This is a genomic window from Frondihabitans sp. PhB161, assembly GCF_003814635.1.
Lineage (GTDB): Bacteria > Actinomycetota > Actinomycetes > Actinomycetales > Microbacteriaceae > Frondihabitans.
In genome coordinates, this window is record NZ_RKQW01000001.1 from 787,787 (window position 1) to 802,422 (window position 14,636).

A 14,636-nucleotide genomic window follows, 5' to 3' on the forward strand; every position below is an offset into this window, starting at 1 on the left:
TCGGACCTGTCCACGGCCCGAAGCTCCGACTGATGTGTTGTCTCCAGGACTATCAAACCGCTCGCATCAGCCGCGCGACGGCGGGCCGGGTGGGTTTACACGCCTTCTCGAGGGTTGGCCACCACCTTGAAGGTCTGCTCGGGAAGGTACCCCATTCGTTCGTCACCATTGCCGCCGTCGTGAGGAACAACCCCTTGCGAGCACGAGAAAGCATCACCAGCAGGACCCGTCGTTCCTCGCGCAGCGCCGGAGCGGACGTGGATTTGCGATGTGGGATGTGGCCGTCCTCGAGCCCCATCACTACGACCCAGTCGAACTGCTGTCCCTTGCCGACGTGTGCGTTGAGGACGTGGACGCCGGGGGAAATGGACGCGACTGATTGAGTGTCGCGGAATCTTTTGACGACGTTGCGGACGGAATCGCCGTCGCTTCCGAACTCGAGGATCTGCTCGCAGGCCTCAGCGACGCTGCGGGTGGTCTCCACGTCGTCCGTGGGGATTGCAGCAATAACGCGTGCGTGAAGTTCCGCGACTTGCTCATCAAAGGGGATGTCTTCGGGGATGCCGCGAGCCCAGAGCTTGACGAGTCGAACGATCTTCGGGGTGTCGAGGACGATGTCCCAGAACTGGGGTTCGGTATCCGCGGTCTGGTACCGACGTTCCAGCGCCTGCCGACGTGGCTTGGTCTTGCAGATGACCCCGATGGTGTCGTCGGGGTACTTGTGGGCCAGGTAGTCGGTGAGGGCGACGATTCCAGATGCTTCATCTTCGTCGGTTGCGTAACGCACGGCATGCGCGTGGCCGCCATGTCGCCATGCGTCCGGGTCGGCGGCACGGAGCGGTGTGGCCCCGAGTTCCTCCGAGGCTGCGTTCACGACGTCGAGGACTGCCGGCGACGATCGGAAGGATATGTCGAGCCCGATTTCGGTTTGAGCGTGGGCGGCGAGATCGGGGTAGACCCTTTCGGGGTCGGCTCCAGCCCAGCTGAAGATGCCTTGGTACGGGTCGCCAACGTATGTCCAGTTTCGGTCGCAGAGCCGGGATGCGATCTCGTATTGCTGGGCGGAGAGGTCCTGGAACTCGTCGACGAGCATTGCGTCGAAGTGCTCGCGGAACAGCTGACCGACGCGATCGTTGCGGAGGATCAGCTGCGCATACCGTTGCAGATCGCCGTATTCGATGAGCTCTGCGTCGGCGAGGCGCTCCTGGAACCGGACGCCCAAGGTGTTGCCCCTGGTAGTGAGGATGGCGAGTATCTCCACGTCCGTGAGCGCGGACCGTTTCGTCATCTCGAGGGCGTCGTGGTCTTGCTTGCTACCGAAGGACCCGAGGTCCTGCAGAGTGCGCCGGATCCACGCCGGTCTCGCCACGGCGTGCGCGGTCGGGATCCCGATCGTGGCGTGGTGGGCTTCCAGGATGCGTGCACTGATTTCGTGGAAGTTCGCGACGGTGACTGATGCTCGGACGCGTTGGTGCCCGAGCTGGTCGACGAGTCGGTTGCGCAGGTTGTCGCGTGCTCGGTTCGTGAACGTCAACGCCAGGAGCCGGTGTCCCGGTCGCACGGTTCCGGTCTGCAGCAGGTGCTTCGCTCGCATTGCGAGCACCTCTGTCTTTCCGCATCCGGGAGGCGCAAGCACGAGCACGCGGTCGTGGGGGGATTCGACGGCGTCGATCTGCGCCCCAACTGGGTTTCGGGCGGTCATTTTGCGGGGTCCAGTGATTCGAGATATCGCATCAGCCCGCCGAGGGCGGGGCTGGCGTCTAAAACCTCCCGGGTCAGGTGCGGAGCGAGGGCTCGTGCTGCTGGGACCTTGCGGTCGCTGCTGCTGGTGAGGAAGTCGCCGACCTGCTCTGCGGTGAGGGAGTCTAGGTCGGCTGCGCCTGTGCTTTGCAGAATTCCTTTTTCGCGCCAGGCGCCTTCGGCGACGAGCTTCTCCGCACACGCCCGCGGGCCAAACGCGCGCGCGTACTCGTACTCGAGTTCCTTCCGTGCTACGAAGAACCCGTTTTCCTCCATCTTCTTTGGGGCTATGCCTAGGTTCCCTGACCAGGTGTTTTCCATGTCTGCGTCACACAGCCCGCAGATCGGCAATTTGAAGCCGTTCCGGCCGACGATGTTGAGGACGTGGATGAACTTGGTGGCACCGTCCAGCGAGAATACGGTGATCCCGAGTCGGTCAAGGTTTAAGCCGATCTTCGCGGCTGCGGCCTCGACGATGATGCGGTCCGCGAGCCCCTCCACGAACAGAATTCTGCGGGCAGTAAGCCCTTCGAGTAACTGCGGCGACCACCACTGCAGCCGTTCCTTCTCGACTGCGGTGAAGCTCTTCTCCGGGAGTTGCCGCGCGGCGCTGTCGGGGTCGATCACGAGAACGTGTCTCGGTTCGAAACGTTGCACGATGTACGGGGAGTGGGTGACGACCAGCCGCTGACGTTTCGACTCCGCGAAGAGTGTCGCGACCGTTCGTTGGCTTGAGGCGTGCAGATGGATCTCGGGCTCGTCGACGGCGACGATATTCGCGCTGGCCTGGGCGAGGTCGAAGAATGTCAATGACATCAGTTGCCGCATCCCGTCGCTCTGTTCGGCGAGGCTCTTCAGGGCGTCTCCTTCGCGGAGGAAGATCGTGACGTCTTGGAGCGGGTTCTCCGACGGGTCTGCCGCGGTTCGGATCGCAAGAGATTGCGCGTCGTATCCGCGAGGTACGGAGCGAGAGAGGTGCTGAGCGATTTCTTGGCGCAGATTCTGAAGCGCGTCACTCGCTTCGAGTTTGTCGTTGAATTGCTCGAGGAGGACTTCGAAGTCGGTGAGTGACTCGCCGAAGTTGACGTTGTCGATCATCGTACGGATCGGGCTGTTGCGACCTTCCATCGCATCAACGCCGGATGCTCGGGTGGCGGGAAGGTAACGCCAGCCCAGGATTTGAAGTTGTTCGCGTGTGAGGCCCCGCCGGTTTCCTGAGTCCGGGAAGAACCTTTGGATGGTGATCGCGTCGGGGTCCTCGTCTGAGACGCGGGCCTCGAAGTGGAGGACCAGCTCGTACGGGTCGTCTGCATCGATTTCGAACGGGAACTTGCCCGCGTCTTCGAGCTCGAAGTCACCGAGCGTCGCAGTGACGACGAGGGCTTCGACACCATCACGGATATCCGCCGCCGTCAGGCCCGCATACATCTGTTGAACCGTCGCACCGAGAAGGAGATTCAGCAGCCGCAAGATGGACGTCTTGCCGACGTCGTTAGCGCCGATGATGACGAGGTGCTCGCGCACCTCGACATCCATATCGTTCAGGACCGCGTGGCCTTCGATGGTGAACCGGGTGAGCCGCATCTCGCCTCCGTGCAGGTGTAGCAGCGCCCAACTCGGACAGGCAGGCTCCGACAGTCTCTCAAGTTCCCGGGGAAACGCCGCCACGCCGCGCGGTTTGAAGGCTCGTTCGAGCGCAGCAAGTCCTCCAGGGACAGCAAGGTTTTGGCGCGATCACCGTGAAGGTGGAGCGGCCTCGTTCCTCGGACCGCTTCGTCCGGTAGAGCATCGTCTATGGAGACGTTGCGTCCAAACGTTGGCGTGGTCTCAAGTCGACAACATGCGACCCGGCCGTGCCGCCGACGGTGCACCGATCGGCCTCGACGGCTCTCCCGAGCACGCGTGTCGCGCAATCGACGGGTCTCTCGAGCACCTCGGCACCGACAACGAAGGAGTCGTTCCCGGTCGCGACGGGGACCTGCGGCACGCCGACGCCGACCGGGTCGTTCTACCTGACCGAACTGCTCGCGCCAACCGACCAGGGCTACGGGCTCTTCGCCTACGGACTCTCCGCGTTCCCGGACGCCCTCAACTCTTTCGGCGGAGGCCCCGGCCAGATTGGCCTGCACGGCATGGGCAACGAGGCCAGCATCGGCCATGCCGTGAGCCACGGCTGCATCCGCTTCTTGAACGCCGATATCAGCGAGCTCGCCGCGATGCTGCCGCTCGGGACGCCGATTACGATCACACAGGTAGCCGAACAGGCCCTGCCGTCATCGCATTCGTGTTCGCCCCGACGGGCGTTGCGCCCGTGGGCGACAGCTCGACCCTCGAGACGCCGCTTGCAGCGCACCAATCGGGAGAACCCTCGCCGACAGGGAACAGGTCGACGTCGGTCGTGTACACGGAGCACGGCCCGCTTCGACCGCGCCGATGTGGGCTGGTGAACGTTAAACGCACTTGCAGCCAGGCATGCACCGACCCCGTCACACGCCAGCACTGACCGCTCCCCTGGCCCGCTATTTGCTCCACCGGCCTCGCTGCCTACGGAAAGCGACGTCGACCCTTGCCGTGGGGATCGGTGCTTATGCCCCGGCGGTGATAGGGGGGACGGGGACCGAAGGCACGGCAGTAAGCGGGGCGGCGAGGTCTCCGACTAGGTTGCGGAACTTTTTGAGGGTTGCATCGAATAAGGCAGCTTTCCACAATGGCAACCAGCAGTGATCCCAGACGAGGTCGTGCTCGGTGACGTCGGGGCAGATCATCACCCCGGCGATTCGGAGCTGTAGGAGCATGGTGTCGAGGTAGTCGTCGATGCCCTTGGTGGCCCCGTCCAACGCGAGCTTGACCACACCTGTGATGCAGCCCTGTATGACGGCTGACTCCAAGTCTAGGTCCTCTTTGGGGTCAGGTCCGGGCTTCGACCCGGGACCATCACCGTCTGTCGCTACAGGATGTGACGCCACCGCCGAGGCGCGTGCTTGTTTCAGGTACGTCGTCGCTTTTTCCGCGATCATCTCTGCGAGGCGGTCTTTGACGATCGCCTCGAGGGCTTGAATTTCTTCGATGGCCCACACGATGCTCGCGAGGAGGTCACACCAGAAGTGGTCCAGGAGTTGGTTTGTCAGGCGGCGGCGCTGCGGCTTCGTGGTGTTACTGAGGAGAGTGACCGAGGTGTTGACGAAGAGCTTTACGACCTTCTCGAGCTGTGCGCGCTCCGTTGGATGCGTGACGAGCCAGTCGACCATGTTGACTGTCCGCGCATATTCAAACGCGGCGGCCGAGTTGGCCCTCGACAGCACTTGGGACCGTTGAGACTTCCTGGCCTGAGCTATCCGTTTTTCAAGGCGGTCCCTGGCGAGGGCTTGGCGCTTGTCGACTTCGGTGCGCTCATCGGGCAGCACTGCTGTTTCCGCCGTGACAGCCCAATGCAGTCGCCCGTCAAGCCCGTGCCGGGCATGTAAGCAGCTGCAGCGGCAGCCAGGCGTCATTGCCGTGGCGCAACTTCCAGTATGTCGAGACAATGCGCTCCCCCTCTTTCTTGAGGAAGCGTACTAGCATTTTTGAGGGATCGTCGTCTCCACCTAGAACGACCACCGCCAATCTTGCCTGCCTGCCCATGCCTTCCGGTGCACCTTCACTCGGGCCGATTTCGAAGACGCCACCGTCCGCGACCTCCTCGGCGTCCCCGGCGTCCCCGGCGGCCGATCGTTTTACGGGCGGTGTTTCGCCTCGGTCACTTTTTACTTTCTTGCAGGTACACGCGGATGACCACAGCGCGGGTGACGAGGACTGCAACGACGATCCATGTATATCGAATCCAGCCGGCGGGGAAAAGAAGGGTGGGCGCCAGCAAGCAAATGCCCCAAAGCGCTCCCACGAGTTGCACCTTGATCATCCGGTTCGTGTCGCGGTCACGAGCGTCCTGGGCTGACCGGCGCTCCTTCGCTTGAGCCTCGACGCCTTCGAAGGCGTCGTCCTTCTCATGAAGAAGGCTGGTCATGGACCCAGCCTCTCACTGCAGTGACAGCTTTGCGTCGATGAGCGATCGGCTACCGAACAGCCTCAGGGCGTGCTAGCCGCTGCCCTCCTGGAGGGCGTATCGCACCACGGCGAGGTCCTCGTCGTGACGCTGAACAATGTTCGACCGGCGCACCTCGAAGTCGCTCATCGGGACAATCACGAGCCTGATCCCGTGCGCTGGAACCAACTCGCGACGACGGTCGTCGTAACGCTTCCGCTGCATGCCCCGGTGCATACCCGAGACGGTCATCACGTCTGGCTTGTCGAAGTGCCGCACCTGTTCGGTGTGCTGCTTTTCGTGGAACTCCACCACGGGCGCATGGTCAGGCCAGTACGCATCGACGGGAAGGGTCATCCGTCGCCCGGTATTAGGCGAAGGGTCTCCTTCGAGCCACTCGAACCGATGCTGCCGAAGGCCCGTGCTTCCGAGCACCTCGTCACACAGCCCCAGCACGTACTTCTCGTTTTGATTCGCCATGCCCTGACCGTAGCGGCCGCGCATCGTGGCTATTTCGCCTTACGCTGAGCCCTGAGCCGCGCCTTCAGCTTCGCGTTCTGTTCCTTCAGCCGTTTCTTCTGCTCGCGGAGCTTGCGCTTCTGGTCCGCGTTTTTCGTGTCCTTCGCCTTCTCACGCGGTGTGCGGTTGAGCGCGCCTTTGGTGCGGGGCATGTCCGGGTCCTCCCGACGGGTACTGATGCTCGGAGCCTATCGAGCAACGCTCGACTCGGCGTGTTGCGCGCATTGGACGGCCACTGAGCCGCGCTTGGACGTTGAAACCGGCGGAGGCTATGACCGCAGGCTGTCTACTTGAGGCCCACTGAAGCGCATCAAGTGCGTCATTGCGCGCCCTTCCAATGGGCGTCGCGATGCAGTACCGAATGGGACAACTGATTGATCGCTTGAACGGACCCGTGAGCGGCGCCCGATAGACGATGGTCTATCGAGATGCGTTCAGGTGGCGTACTCCCTGTGCCACCAGGTCGACAAGTGGTCAAGGGTCGCCGTGGCTGCGCCGTCTAGACGCTCGCGAGTGTCTCCCCGATGAGCATCCGACAGGACCGCGTCGCCGATGCTCGCGGTGGTCTGCTGCACCACCGAAACAAGTGCGGCCGCGTACGCCCGCTCGGACATCGCGTTCGGTCCCGTGCCGGCAAGTTCCGCTGCCACCGCGGTCGTGACGTCGTCGTAGAACACCAGGGCCCGGCGTCGGAGTAGCGCACTGAGCCGACACTGCGCGGGGAACTCGCCCTTGGCTAATCCCTCGTCGTCCTCGACGTACCGATCGATGTCCTCGAGGACGAGGGAGCGCATCGCATCGGCCGGCGACTGCTGGGGGTCTCGCCGGGAGATCGCACCCCTGATCTTCTCGAGCACTTCGTCCGCTCGGTCGAAGACGAGGTCGGGCTTAGTCGGGAAGTAGTTGTAGACCGTCGGCTCCGATACGCCCGCGGCGCCAGCGACGTCCGCGATGGACACCTCGTCGTACCCGTGCTCCGCGAAGAGCCGAGCCGCCACATCACCCAGACGCTCGCGGGTCTCTCGCTTCTTGCGTTCTCGGAGCCCTGATTTGGCACCCGCGCTCGCTTGCTCCATCCCACAAGTCTGCCACGAAACATAAGGTGACCCAAAGTTTCTGCTACCGTTGGCATCGTTCGAAAGTTTGGGTCACTATAAGTTCGGTGGGAGCCGGGAAACGAGGACGATCAATGAACACACGCGCGCAGGAACAGGTGCTCATCTCGGGAGCGAGCTTCGCGGGTCTCGCGACAGCACTGTGGATGCGTCGGCTCGGCTACGAGGTCACGATCGTCGAGATCGGATCCGGACTGAAGCGCGGCGGCACCCCCGTCGACATTCGCGAGGACACCATCGCGATCGTTGAACGGATGGGCGTGCTTGAGGAGATCCAAGCGAAGGCGCTTGCTCCTCGCGTGACCGAGTTCATGACGCCGGAGGGAGAGCTCATCGCGCGGATGGACCCAGAACCGCCCACGGACGCCTCGGTCGGCGACGGCTACGAGATCCACCGAGACGATCTGCTGGACATCCTCGCCGCCGCGACGGAGGGGGAGGTCGAGATGCTGTGGGGCAACTCCATCGAGTCGCTGACCGAGCCCGACGAGGACAGTGTTCACGTGGTCTTCCGCGATGGCACAGAGCGGGACTTCTCGATGGTGTTCGGGTGCGACGGCAACCACTCCACGGTGCGGCGATTGCGCTTCGGTCAGGAAGCGCTCCACACCCACTTCCTGCAGACGTACTTCTCCGTCGCCACCCTCAACCACCTCATCATCGACCGGCAGACGACCCAGATCACCAACGCGCCCGGCGTGACGATGCTGGTGAACTCCTACGACACCACGACCGACCTCGTGCTCGGCTTCCGATCCGAGCAAGAAATCCCATACGACCACCACGACGTCGACCAGCAGAAGCGCATCCTTCGCGAGCATCTGCTGCAGGCTGGCGCACCGTTCTCAGGCCACGTCGACGAGGCGGTCAACGTCGACACCTTCTACTTCGACAAGCTCAGTCAGATCAAGATGCCGGCGTGGACGTCCGGACGCATCGCGCTCGTCGGTGACGCCGGCTACTGCGCATCACCTGCCGCGGGCATGGGTGGATCGCTCGCCATCATCGGCGCCACTGCCCTCTACGACGCCTTCCGAGCTGCTGACGGCGACGTTAAGCAGGCATTCGTCGAGTACGAGCGCGCACTCCAGCCGACAGTCAAGGAGATCCAGCACAACGCCGAACACTTCGGCGTCAGCAGCTACTTCCCCGCTACCGACGAACAGATCCGGTCCCGCAACAACATGCTGCTCGGGCGCTGAGCAACGATCACCCCACGTAGGAGAACTCCATGTCCACCAGCGACGCGGCGTCCGATAGCCGATCGGCTATTGGGACGCAAGCCCGGCCAGGCCGGCCGTCATTCGGGCTACTAGACGGCAGGTGGGAACTGACCGGAAGCGGCCGTATGCATGGCGTCTCGGAAGGTGGCGTTAACAGCGTCGGTTCGGTCGAACCAAGGAAGGGCATCAAGCTCGGGAAGCTGCATCTCTCGGTACGAGTAGGCCCAATCCGACCCCAGTTCTGCGGCGTTGATTGGGTCGGCGTAGCCCAGGGCGTCGCCGCAGACGGGTACTAGCGCGCTTTCAAAGAAGGGAAGCGTGCTCCACAGGCGGTGACGACCGTTCACGAGCTGATCCCACCAGGGGTCGACCCGAACCGCCTCGGAGTGTTTGAACCACGCCGTCACGATGTTCTGCTCCTCAGGCGTCAGGACGCCCGGGTACTGCGTCACCTGGACGTCGCCGTAGCGGGGATCGTCCGGGTTCGGTATCCACGCCCCGCGCGCGAGTGCTTCGCCCACTTCGGCCACGACCCCGGCAATAAGATCCCAGCGCTGATCGTCTCGGTCGGCATGGCGAGGGCGACCATCATCGACGTCAGGGTCGCTCGTGACCCACGGCCGCATAGAGTCGGCGCTTGCTCTCCACCAGAAACGAGGTGTCGTCACCCTTATTGTCGTCATCACGGAATCCTAGGGTCAGGCTGTGCGACTCAGCCCGCCAGGCCACGTTTGTGGTTTCCCACAAGCCGGCCGCCGCGGTGGAGATCTCCGAGCAGCTGCTCGACTGTCGGATAAGGACCACGATTAGCGGCCTGTTTAGATCGGAAGCCCCTTTGCTCTCTTCCACCCGTCCTCAGGGCTCCAATACAAGAGATCTCTCCGGCTCATTGACGAGGCCACCCAGAGGTGCGTGACCCCGGAGGGAAGTTGCGGTGGCTCATGCGGGACGCTTGGTTCGTCGTCATCGTCGTGACGGAGCATGGAGTTCACGGACCAGGGACTTCCGGTTGAGGTCCAAATAAAAGCGTGACGCTGAGCGCCGCCATGCTTGGCCAGCTTTTCGGACACGTCGTATTCGCGGGTTAGAACTCGCGAGATCCAGGGGATGAGTTCGATGGGGTCATCCCAGCTATACCACCCCTCTGCGGTCAATCGGATGACCCCCGCATTTTCAGGCAAAGGCTGCAAGAAGACCACGCCAAGACGCTCGAGCAGATAGCTAGCTAGGGCGTACTCGCGGTCATCCTGGAGAAAGACGGCATCACCCGGCGTGCTTTCGCTTTGAAACCAGTGAACGGGTAGATCTTGAAGGAGTGCGGGCAGTTGCGCGCGGACGTGTCGAAGGTCGGCCGCATTGCGGAGGGACACATACCAGCCGGGCTGATCCGGAGACGTAATTACGCTCCATCCTATTTTCCGCGCGGCGTTGTCGAAGCGGTTGAAGGCGACGTCGTGGTCTCTCACTACCTCGAGCGGGGCTGGCCCGGTGGGGAAGTGAGTGAGGGCGTCAGGCTGGTTGTCGGCTGATCCGTCGTCGTATCGGGAAACTTCGACGTTCAGCTCTAATGCCACCAGTTCGCGAGCTACGCACTCTTCTAGGCCTTCGGCGGGGCGTTTCTTCTTCATCTCATCGGACTCGGCTGGTACCGCGCGAGCCTTGGCCATCCGTCGGCGTATTGCGTTTCCAGGTCATTCCGCTCTTGTCTGGGCTCCCCCCAAAGCTCCGAATTGACACCAGGGAGTCTGGGGCCAGGAGTGAGACCACAGGACGCATGTTCGTAACGCTACAAGTTTTTTGACGGTGGTCGCTCGTATCGTTCGGCTCATGGGCGTGCAGGGTCCGGGGGAGAGCGTCGACCGGTTCATTGGCCGGCCGAACCCGTCCCACCCGCTCGCGGTCCCGGCGGTCAAGAACACGTTCGGAGCGTGGCAGGTGCGGCGGGACCGGACGAACCCGCTCGGGTACGTCGTGAACTGCTCCCTCGACGGGCGCACCGTCTACGACGCCTATGCCCACTGCCGTGACGGCGGCAAGAAGCGCCCGTGGCTGAGGACGTTCGAAAGCTTGAATTCGGCGGTCGCGTGGATGATCCAGCACGAGGACGAGCTGCTGGCCTTCAACAGCCGGCACGACGTCGAGCCGGACGTGTGGCCGTCCTGACTTCCACCCTCAGAGTCCGGCGAGTGGGACTACGAGAGTCGACCCGGGTGCGTACCGTTGTCCCGACCGAACTCTCTTTCGGTCATCACGGCCCCCGGGTCTCAGGTGTTCCCCCTAACGCCTGATACGCCCGGGGGTCGTCTCGCGCCGTTTAGTGATGGAGCGTGATGGTGTCCGGGTCGACGCCGGGCTGAATGACCTCGATAAACTCGCGTTCCTTCTTCGCCAGGAACGCGTTGGCGAAGTCCACGCTGATTCCGAGCTGCCGCTTTCCGGGGTGGACCGAGACTGTTTCGTGAACGACTTCGGGGAGGTAGCGGGTGCGGAGGTCGTTGCGCCACGTCTGGATGGGGTGGCGGGCGTAGGGCAGTACCCGGATCCTGGTGTCGGGGTCGTCATCGTCGCGAAGCAGTTCCGCCAACGGAGTGTCCGTGAGGGCTGAAAAGCGCACCATGCGTTCCCACTTCGGGTACACGCCCCCGGCCTCCCACAGGTCAACTTCTTGCACGTCGGCGGACGCGTTACAGGCGACGTCTACCCAGTCGCCTTCGTCGATGCCGGTCCGCTGAAACACGGCGGTGAGACGCCACGGCCGTAGGGCACCCGCGGACCATGCTGCAAACGCGTCGGGCTGAGCGGCCTCGACCGCGGCCGGGTCGGCGGCGACCGCGGCAATCACCCCGAGCTGGTGAGTTTTCGGCGGCGGCCCCACTTTGGCCCATTGCTGGTCGTCATGGTGCTCGGCCCAGAACTTCTTCCACCCCACCGTCATGACCAGCACCCTACCGCCGGCCCCGCTATGGCCGGCCCTTCCGCCAGGGGCGGGAGTCGCTGCGCTCTTGAATGCAGCAGCAGAGCTGCCCTGTCTGGCGTTTTGCGAGGGGCAAAGGAACTGGCATGACCACGTGATGTTTATAGCGAGGGGTTGGATGCCTAGCGGTGACAAGTGTTGCGTAGAAGAAACGAGGCCGGATGGGATCTGGGTCCACCCGGCCTCGGCGGGGCCCGTGTGACCAAGCCCGCACCCCAAATCCTAGGGAAGAGAAGACCAACGGCAGTGGGGGACTAGAGGCCTTTTTTTCAAGGCCGCCGGGCCCCTCGGATTCAACCTTGGTTTCGTACATCCGGTCGCGGAGATGGCCCGACTTCGCGGCGGCACCCTCGGCGCCGTCGTCTTGTTCGACCCGATCGATGAATGTGGCGGGTTTGTCCCTGTTAGTGGTGGGCACCAGTGCCGTCTATTTTTGATGCCGTCTGTTCCGGCACGGGGATCGGCGTACGGTGCCAGGTATGACGAAAGACGATCACTCCGACACCCGGCACGAATTCGATCAAGTTGTCAACATGACCTCCCACGAGATCAAGGTATGGCTCGACACCGACGAGTCGAAAAGTGTCGGACAGAAAACCGATGGTCATGAGTCCACCGGGCATGAAAGCGGTCGCCACATTGTTCGGATCCTCGGGAAGAAACAGGCTGACCTCACCGGCGCCGACTACGCCCATATGCGCAAAGTGATCGGCTACATCGCCCGTCATTCCAAGCAACGCCCGACCGGAGACGTGACAGACACACCCTGGCGGTACTCCCTGATGAACTGGGGAAACGACCCTACAAAGTAGGAGCGGCCGCGGGCACCTTCCACCGAGTTGATGAGCGAGTCAATTCGAGCTTCCAAGGGCCCCGCCATCTACAGTTACGGCGAACAACACGCCCTGACCACACTGGAGAGCACCATGGCAGCCGACTACGACGCACCCCGAAACACCCCGGACAACGAAGACAACGTCGTCTCGATCGACGCCCGCCCCACGAAGGCCACCGGGCTCGCGGCGGACCTTGATGACGGCGACAGCGCGGACGGTTTCGAACTCGACGCAGCCATCGTCGACGAAGCCCTCGACGTCGTGGTGTTGCCCATTCAGGAGAACGAGTTCACGTGCGTGGAATGTTTCCTGGTTCGTCCTCGGGTTCAGTTTGATCACGAGTCCAAGCCCGGGCCCGTGTGTGTGGAGTGCGCCGCCTGACACACCCGCAGCCTTGACCTCCATGAGTGTGTCCTCAGACAGGGCGTGCTTTACCGTCGGGGTATGGTGCGACTGATTCCTCTTCCAGACCGTGAGGGGCGCCCGGGCGATGCCCGGCTCTGGTTCAACCCCGAACACATCACCACCGCCGCCCCCATCGTGTCCCGAAGCCAGGACACCGGCGGCGTGATCTTCACGTTGTCGGTCGAGCTCAAACTCGAAGGGCTACCCATGCAACGGGCGTGGCTCGCCACCGCCCGCACTGTCGAGGAGACCGATCAGAAGTGGCGGCAGTTCCTTGATCTTGTCGCCAGCCCCGACGCACTCTGAATCGCGTCCGCTATGCGTTACTTGACATAATACCGGTTATCGGATAACAACGCGGTGTTGGGCTGCCGGTGATGAGACGTGGAGCGAGTGACGGGAATCGAACCCGCGCTGTCAGCTTGGGAAGCTGAAGTTCTGCCATTGAACTACACTCGCGCACCGCACCCGGGGGAGCGGCAGGCCTAGCGTAGCAAAGTCGCACCGAGAGCACGCCGAGGTGAGCGGCGGCCGCGGAAGAGGGCGCCGGGTGTGGGGGACGCGCAAGTCGGCGCGGCGGCGGGTGAGGTGCGGAGGGGACGCGAGTCGGATCCTGAACTGGTGTTTCTACTCGAACACGCCACTACGCCGCGGCCTCATCTTTGAGCCTGTTCTTTCGCCTTGCCCACAGGACGACGGCGGCGATCGTGAGGGCGCTGATGAGGGCGGCGATTCCGGCGAGGACTGCCTCCGTCGGTGTTGGCACGTGGTGGTCGCCATCGATGGTGATATACGACGCGAAGACGATGAGAGCGCCGCTGATGAGGACGAAAGCGGCGGCCAGAGCAACCTCGGCCGTGTTCGGTGTCGGACGGCGGGCCGGGTGCGGGTCGCCGTCGGCGATTCGCTTCCGTTCCAGCTTGCGGGACTCTTAAAAACCAGCCACGATGACCGAACCCCAGAGAATGAGCGCCGCGCCGCCGTACGTGCCGTAGTACGAGCTGATGAATCCGACGAGAACTGCCGAGACGACGAAGCCGACCACGTAGATCCAGGGCACGTGGCGCCAGAAGCCGACGGGGACCTTGTCGGTGGGCTCCTCTGGCATAGGGGAACTGTAGTGGGCGACGTGGGTTCCGTCTGGGGACCGCTACAGCTACAGAGCTGAGCAGGCTGAGGAGTCCACGCCGAGGCCGACCGATGCCTGGATCATCTGGGTGTGGAGCGAGCCAGACGGGCCGTCCGATGTCAGCTCGAAGTCGCCGGCGCTCCCGGCCCTCGCGCCATCGGCCAGCGTCATGCTCGTGATGATCGTTGCGAACGCGTGCGGGGCGATTGTGGTGCCGTTGGCCGCGACCGGCGAGCTGTGGGCCACTTCCGTAGCCGGAACGTCTACTGATGCTGCCACCTCGTAGCCATCCGTCTTTTTGTCGTCGGCTCCCGGAGCGAGCGTCACCGTCGCAGAGGCGAGCCCCTTCAGGGTCTGAGGGCGGATGGCGCGGATCGTCACCGGTGACCCTGAGGTGTTCTTGATGAGGAAGCTCGCCGCCATCGAGTGGAAGGTCGCGGCGTCTGATTCTTGTGGCGATCCGCAGACGCCGATCTGCGGCCCACGGATCGGCTCCGGCCCCTGAACTGGTTGCGAGGCGCTGATCGCGATGACTGCGCCGACCGCCGCCGTGATCGCCAGCGCCGTCGACACCCCGAGTACTACCGACCCCACGTTCATGCCCAGAGCGTATCGGCTCGGCGACTCACTTTATGGCTGCGGGGTCTTCGTCAGCTTTGCAACGGGGCCCGAAG

General features: G+C 63.3%; 19 protein-coding genes and 1 tRNA gene. 6 read left to right on the forward strand and 14 right to left on the reverse strand.

What is annotated here, in order from left to right:
* Window positions 1-52: 52 nt before the first annotated feature.
* The gene (locus EDF39_RS03830; RefSeq protein ID WP_123940637.1) at window positions 53-1,702 is read right to left on the reverse strand and encodes a UvrD-helicase domain-containing protein; all 1,650 of its coding nucleotides are present in this window, start codon (window positions 1,700-1,702) and stop codon (window positions 53-55) included.
* Window positions 1,699-3,408, reverse strand: coding sequence for an ATP-dependent endonuclease (locus EDF39_RS03835; RefSeq protein ID WP_199726131.1), 1,710 nt, complete (start codon window positions 3,406-3,408; stop codon window positions 1,699-1,701). The genes EDF39_RS03830 and EDF39_RS03835 overlap by 4 nt, the downstream gene beginning before the upstream one ends.
* 185 nt (window positions 3,409-3,593) lie before the next feature.
* On the opposite strand from EDF39_RS03835, the gene EDF39_RS03840 reads away from it, so the two are divergent.
* Window positions 3,594-4,187 (forward strand): L,D-transpeptidase, encoded by a 594-nt coding sequence (locus tag EDF39_RS03840; protein ID WP_123940639.1) that lies wholly within the window; start codon window positions 3,594-3,596, stop codon window positions 4,185-4,187.
* Between the two features lie 138 nt (window positions 4,188-4,325).
* Here the strand turns inward: EDF39_RS03840 and EDF39_RS03845 are convergent, their stop codons facing one another.
* From EDF39_RS03845 to EDF39_RS03860, 5 genes are all read right to left on the reverse strand, one after another.
* A complete protein-coding gene (locus tag EDF39_RS03845) occupies window positions 4,326-5,144 on the reverse strand; it encodes a hypothetical protein (RefSeq protein WP_123940641.1) in 819 nt (272 codons plus the stop codon).
* 332 nt (window positions 5,145-5,476) lie between these two features.
* Window positions 5,477-5,743 (reverse strand): hypothetical protein, encoded by a 267-nt coding sequence (locus EDF39_RS03850; RefSeq protein WP_123940643.1) that lies wholly within the window; start codon window positions 5,741-5,743, stop codon window positions 5,477-5,479.
* Window positions 5,744-5,815: 72 nt separating this feature from the next.
* On the reverse strand, window positions 5,816-6,241 hold the full coding sequence (locus EDF39_RS03855) for a hypothetical protein (protein ID WP_123940645.1): 426 nt from the start codon (window positions 6,239-6,241) through the stop codon (window positions 5,816-5,818).
* Window positions 6,242-6,270: 29 nt separating this feature from the next.
* Window positions 6,271-6,432: a hypothetical protein gene (locus tag EDF39_RS17435; RefSeq protein WP_158613152.1), complete on the reverse strand. Its 162-nt coding sequence runs from the start codon at window positions 6,430-6,432 to the stop codon at window positions 6,271-6,273.
* A 282-nt stretch (window positions 6,433-6,714) separates the two neighbouring features.
* Window positions 6,715-7,356 (reverse strand): TetR/AcrR family transcriptional regulator, encoded by a 642-nt coding sequence (locus tag EDF39_RS03860; RefSeq protein WP_123940647.1) that lies wholly within the window; start codon window positions 7,354-7,356, stop codon window positions 6,715-6,717.
* 113 nt (window positions 7,357-7,469) lie between these two features.
* On the opposite strand from EDF39_RS03860, the gene EDF39_RS03865 reads away from it, so the two are divergent.
* Entirely contained in the window at window positions 7,470-8,597 is a 1,128-nt protein-coding gene (locus EDF39_RS03865; RefSeq protein ID WP_123940649.1) for an FAD-dependent monooxygenase, read from the forward strand.
* A 110-nt stretch (window positions 8,598-8,707) separates the two neighbouring features.
* On the opposite strand, the gene EDF39_RS03870 is transcribed toward EDF39_RS03865, so the two are convergent.
* The gene (locus tag EDF39_RS03870) at window positions 8,708-9,301 is read right to left on the reverse strand and encodes a hypothetical protein (RefSeq protein ID WP_123940651.1); all 594 of its coding nucleotides are present in this window, start codon (window positions 9,299-9,301) and stop codon (window positions 8,708-8,710) included.
* A 135-nt stretch (window positions 9,302-9,436) separates the two neighbouring features.
* The gene (locus EDF39_RS03875) at window positions 9,437-10,285 is read right to left on the reverse strand and encodes a hypothetical protein (protein ID WP_123940653.1); all 849 of its coding nucleotides are present in this window, start codon (window positions 10,283-10,285) and stop codon (window positions 9,437-9,439) included.
* A gap of 160 nt (window positions 10,286-10,445) precedes the next feature.
* On the opposite strand from EDF39_RS03875, the gene EDF39_RS03880 reads away from it, so the two are divergent.
* Complete coding sequence (locus tag EDF39_RS03880) at window positions 10,446-10,781, forward strand: hypothetical protein (RefSeq protein WP_123940655.1); 336 nt, start codon at window positions 10,446-10,448, stop codon at window positions 10,779-10,781.
* 151 nt (window positions 10,782-10,932) lie between these two features.
* On the opposite strand, the gene EDF39_RS03885 is transcribed toward EDF39_RS03880, so the two are convergent.
* Window positions 10,933-11,553 carry a hypothetical protein gene (locus EDF39_RS03885; protein ID WP_123940657.1) on the reverse strand — a complete coding sequence of 207 codons (621 nt, stop codon included), beginning with the start codon at window positions 11,551-11,553 and terminating at the stop codon, window positions 10,933-10,935.
* Window positions 11,554-12,071: 518 nt separating this feature from the next.
* On the opposite strand from EDF39_RS03885, the gene EDF39_RS03890 reads away from it, so the two are divergent.
* From EDF39_RS03890 to EDF39_RS03900, 3 genes are all read left to right on the forward strand, one after another.
* Window positions 12,072-12,404: a DUF3140 domain-containing protein gene (locus EDF39_RS03890; RefSeq protein WP_123940659.1), complete on the forward strand. Its 333-nt coding sequence runs from the start codon at window positions 12,072-12,074 to the stop codon at window positions 12,402-12,404.
* 114 nt (window positions 12,405-12,518) lie between these two features.
* The gene (locus EDF39_RS03895; protein WP_123940661.1) at window positions 12,519-12,809 is read left to right on the forward strand and encodes a DUF4193 family protein; all 291 of its coding nucleotides are present in this window, start codon (window positions 12,519-12,521) and stop codon (window positions 12,807-12,809) included.
* 63 nt (window positions 12,810-12,872) lie between these two features.
* A complete protein-coding gene (locus EDF39_RS03900) occupies window positions 12,873-13,139 on the forward strand; it encodes a hypothetical protein (RefSeq protein ID WP_123940663.1) in 267 nt (88 codons plus the stop codon).
* A gap of 79 nt (window positions 13,140-13,218) precedes the next feature.
* Here EDF39_RS03900 and EDF39_RS03905 read toward each other — a convergent pair.
* The 4 genes from EDF39_RS03905 to EDF39_RS03910 form a co-directional block, all read right to left on the reverse strand.
* Window positions 13,219-13,292 (reverse strand) — tRNA-Gly (locus EDF39_RS03905).
* 184 nt (window positions 13,293-13,476) lie between these two features.
* A complete protein-coding gene (locus EDF39_RS17770; RefSeq protein WP_255410106.1) occupies window positions 13,477-13,599 on the reverse strand; it encodes a hypothetical protein in 123 nt (40 codons plus the stop codon).
* 165 nt (window positions 13,600-13,764) lie between these two features.
* Complete coding sequence (locus EDF39_RS17440; RefSeq protein ID WP_158613153.1) at window positions 13,765-13,941, reverse strand: hypothetical protein; 177 nt, start codon at window positions 13,939-13,941, stop codon at window positions 13,765-13,767.
* A 48-nt stretch (window positions 13,942-13,989) separates the two neighbouring features.
* A complete protein-coding gene (locus EDF39_RS03910) occupies window positions 13,990-14,562 on the reverse strand; it encodes a hypothetical protein (protein WP_123940665.1) in 573 nt (190 codons plus the stop codon).
* Window positions 14,563-14,636: the final 74 nt, after the last annotated feature.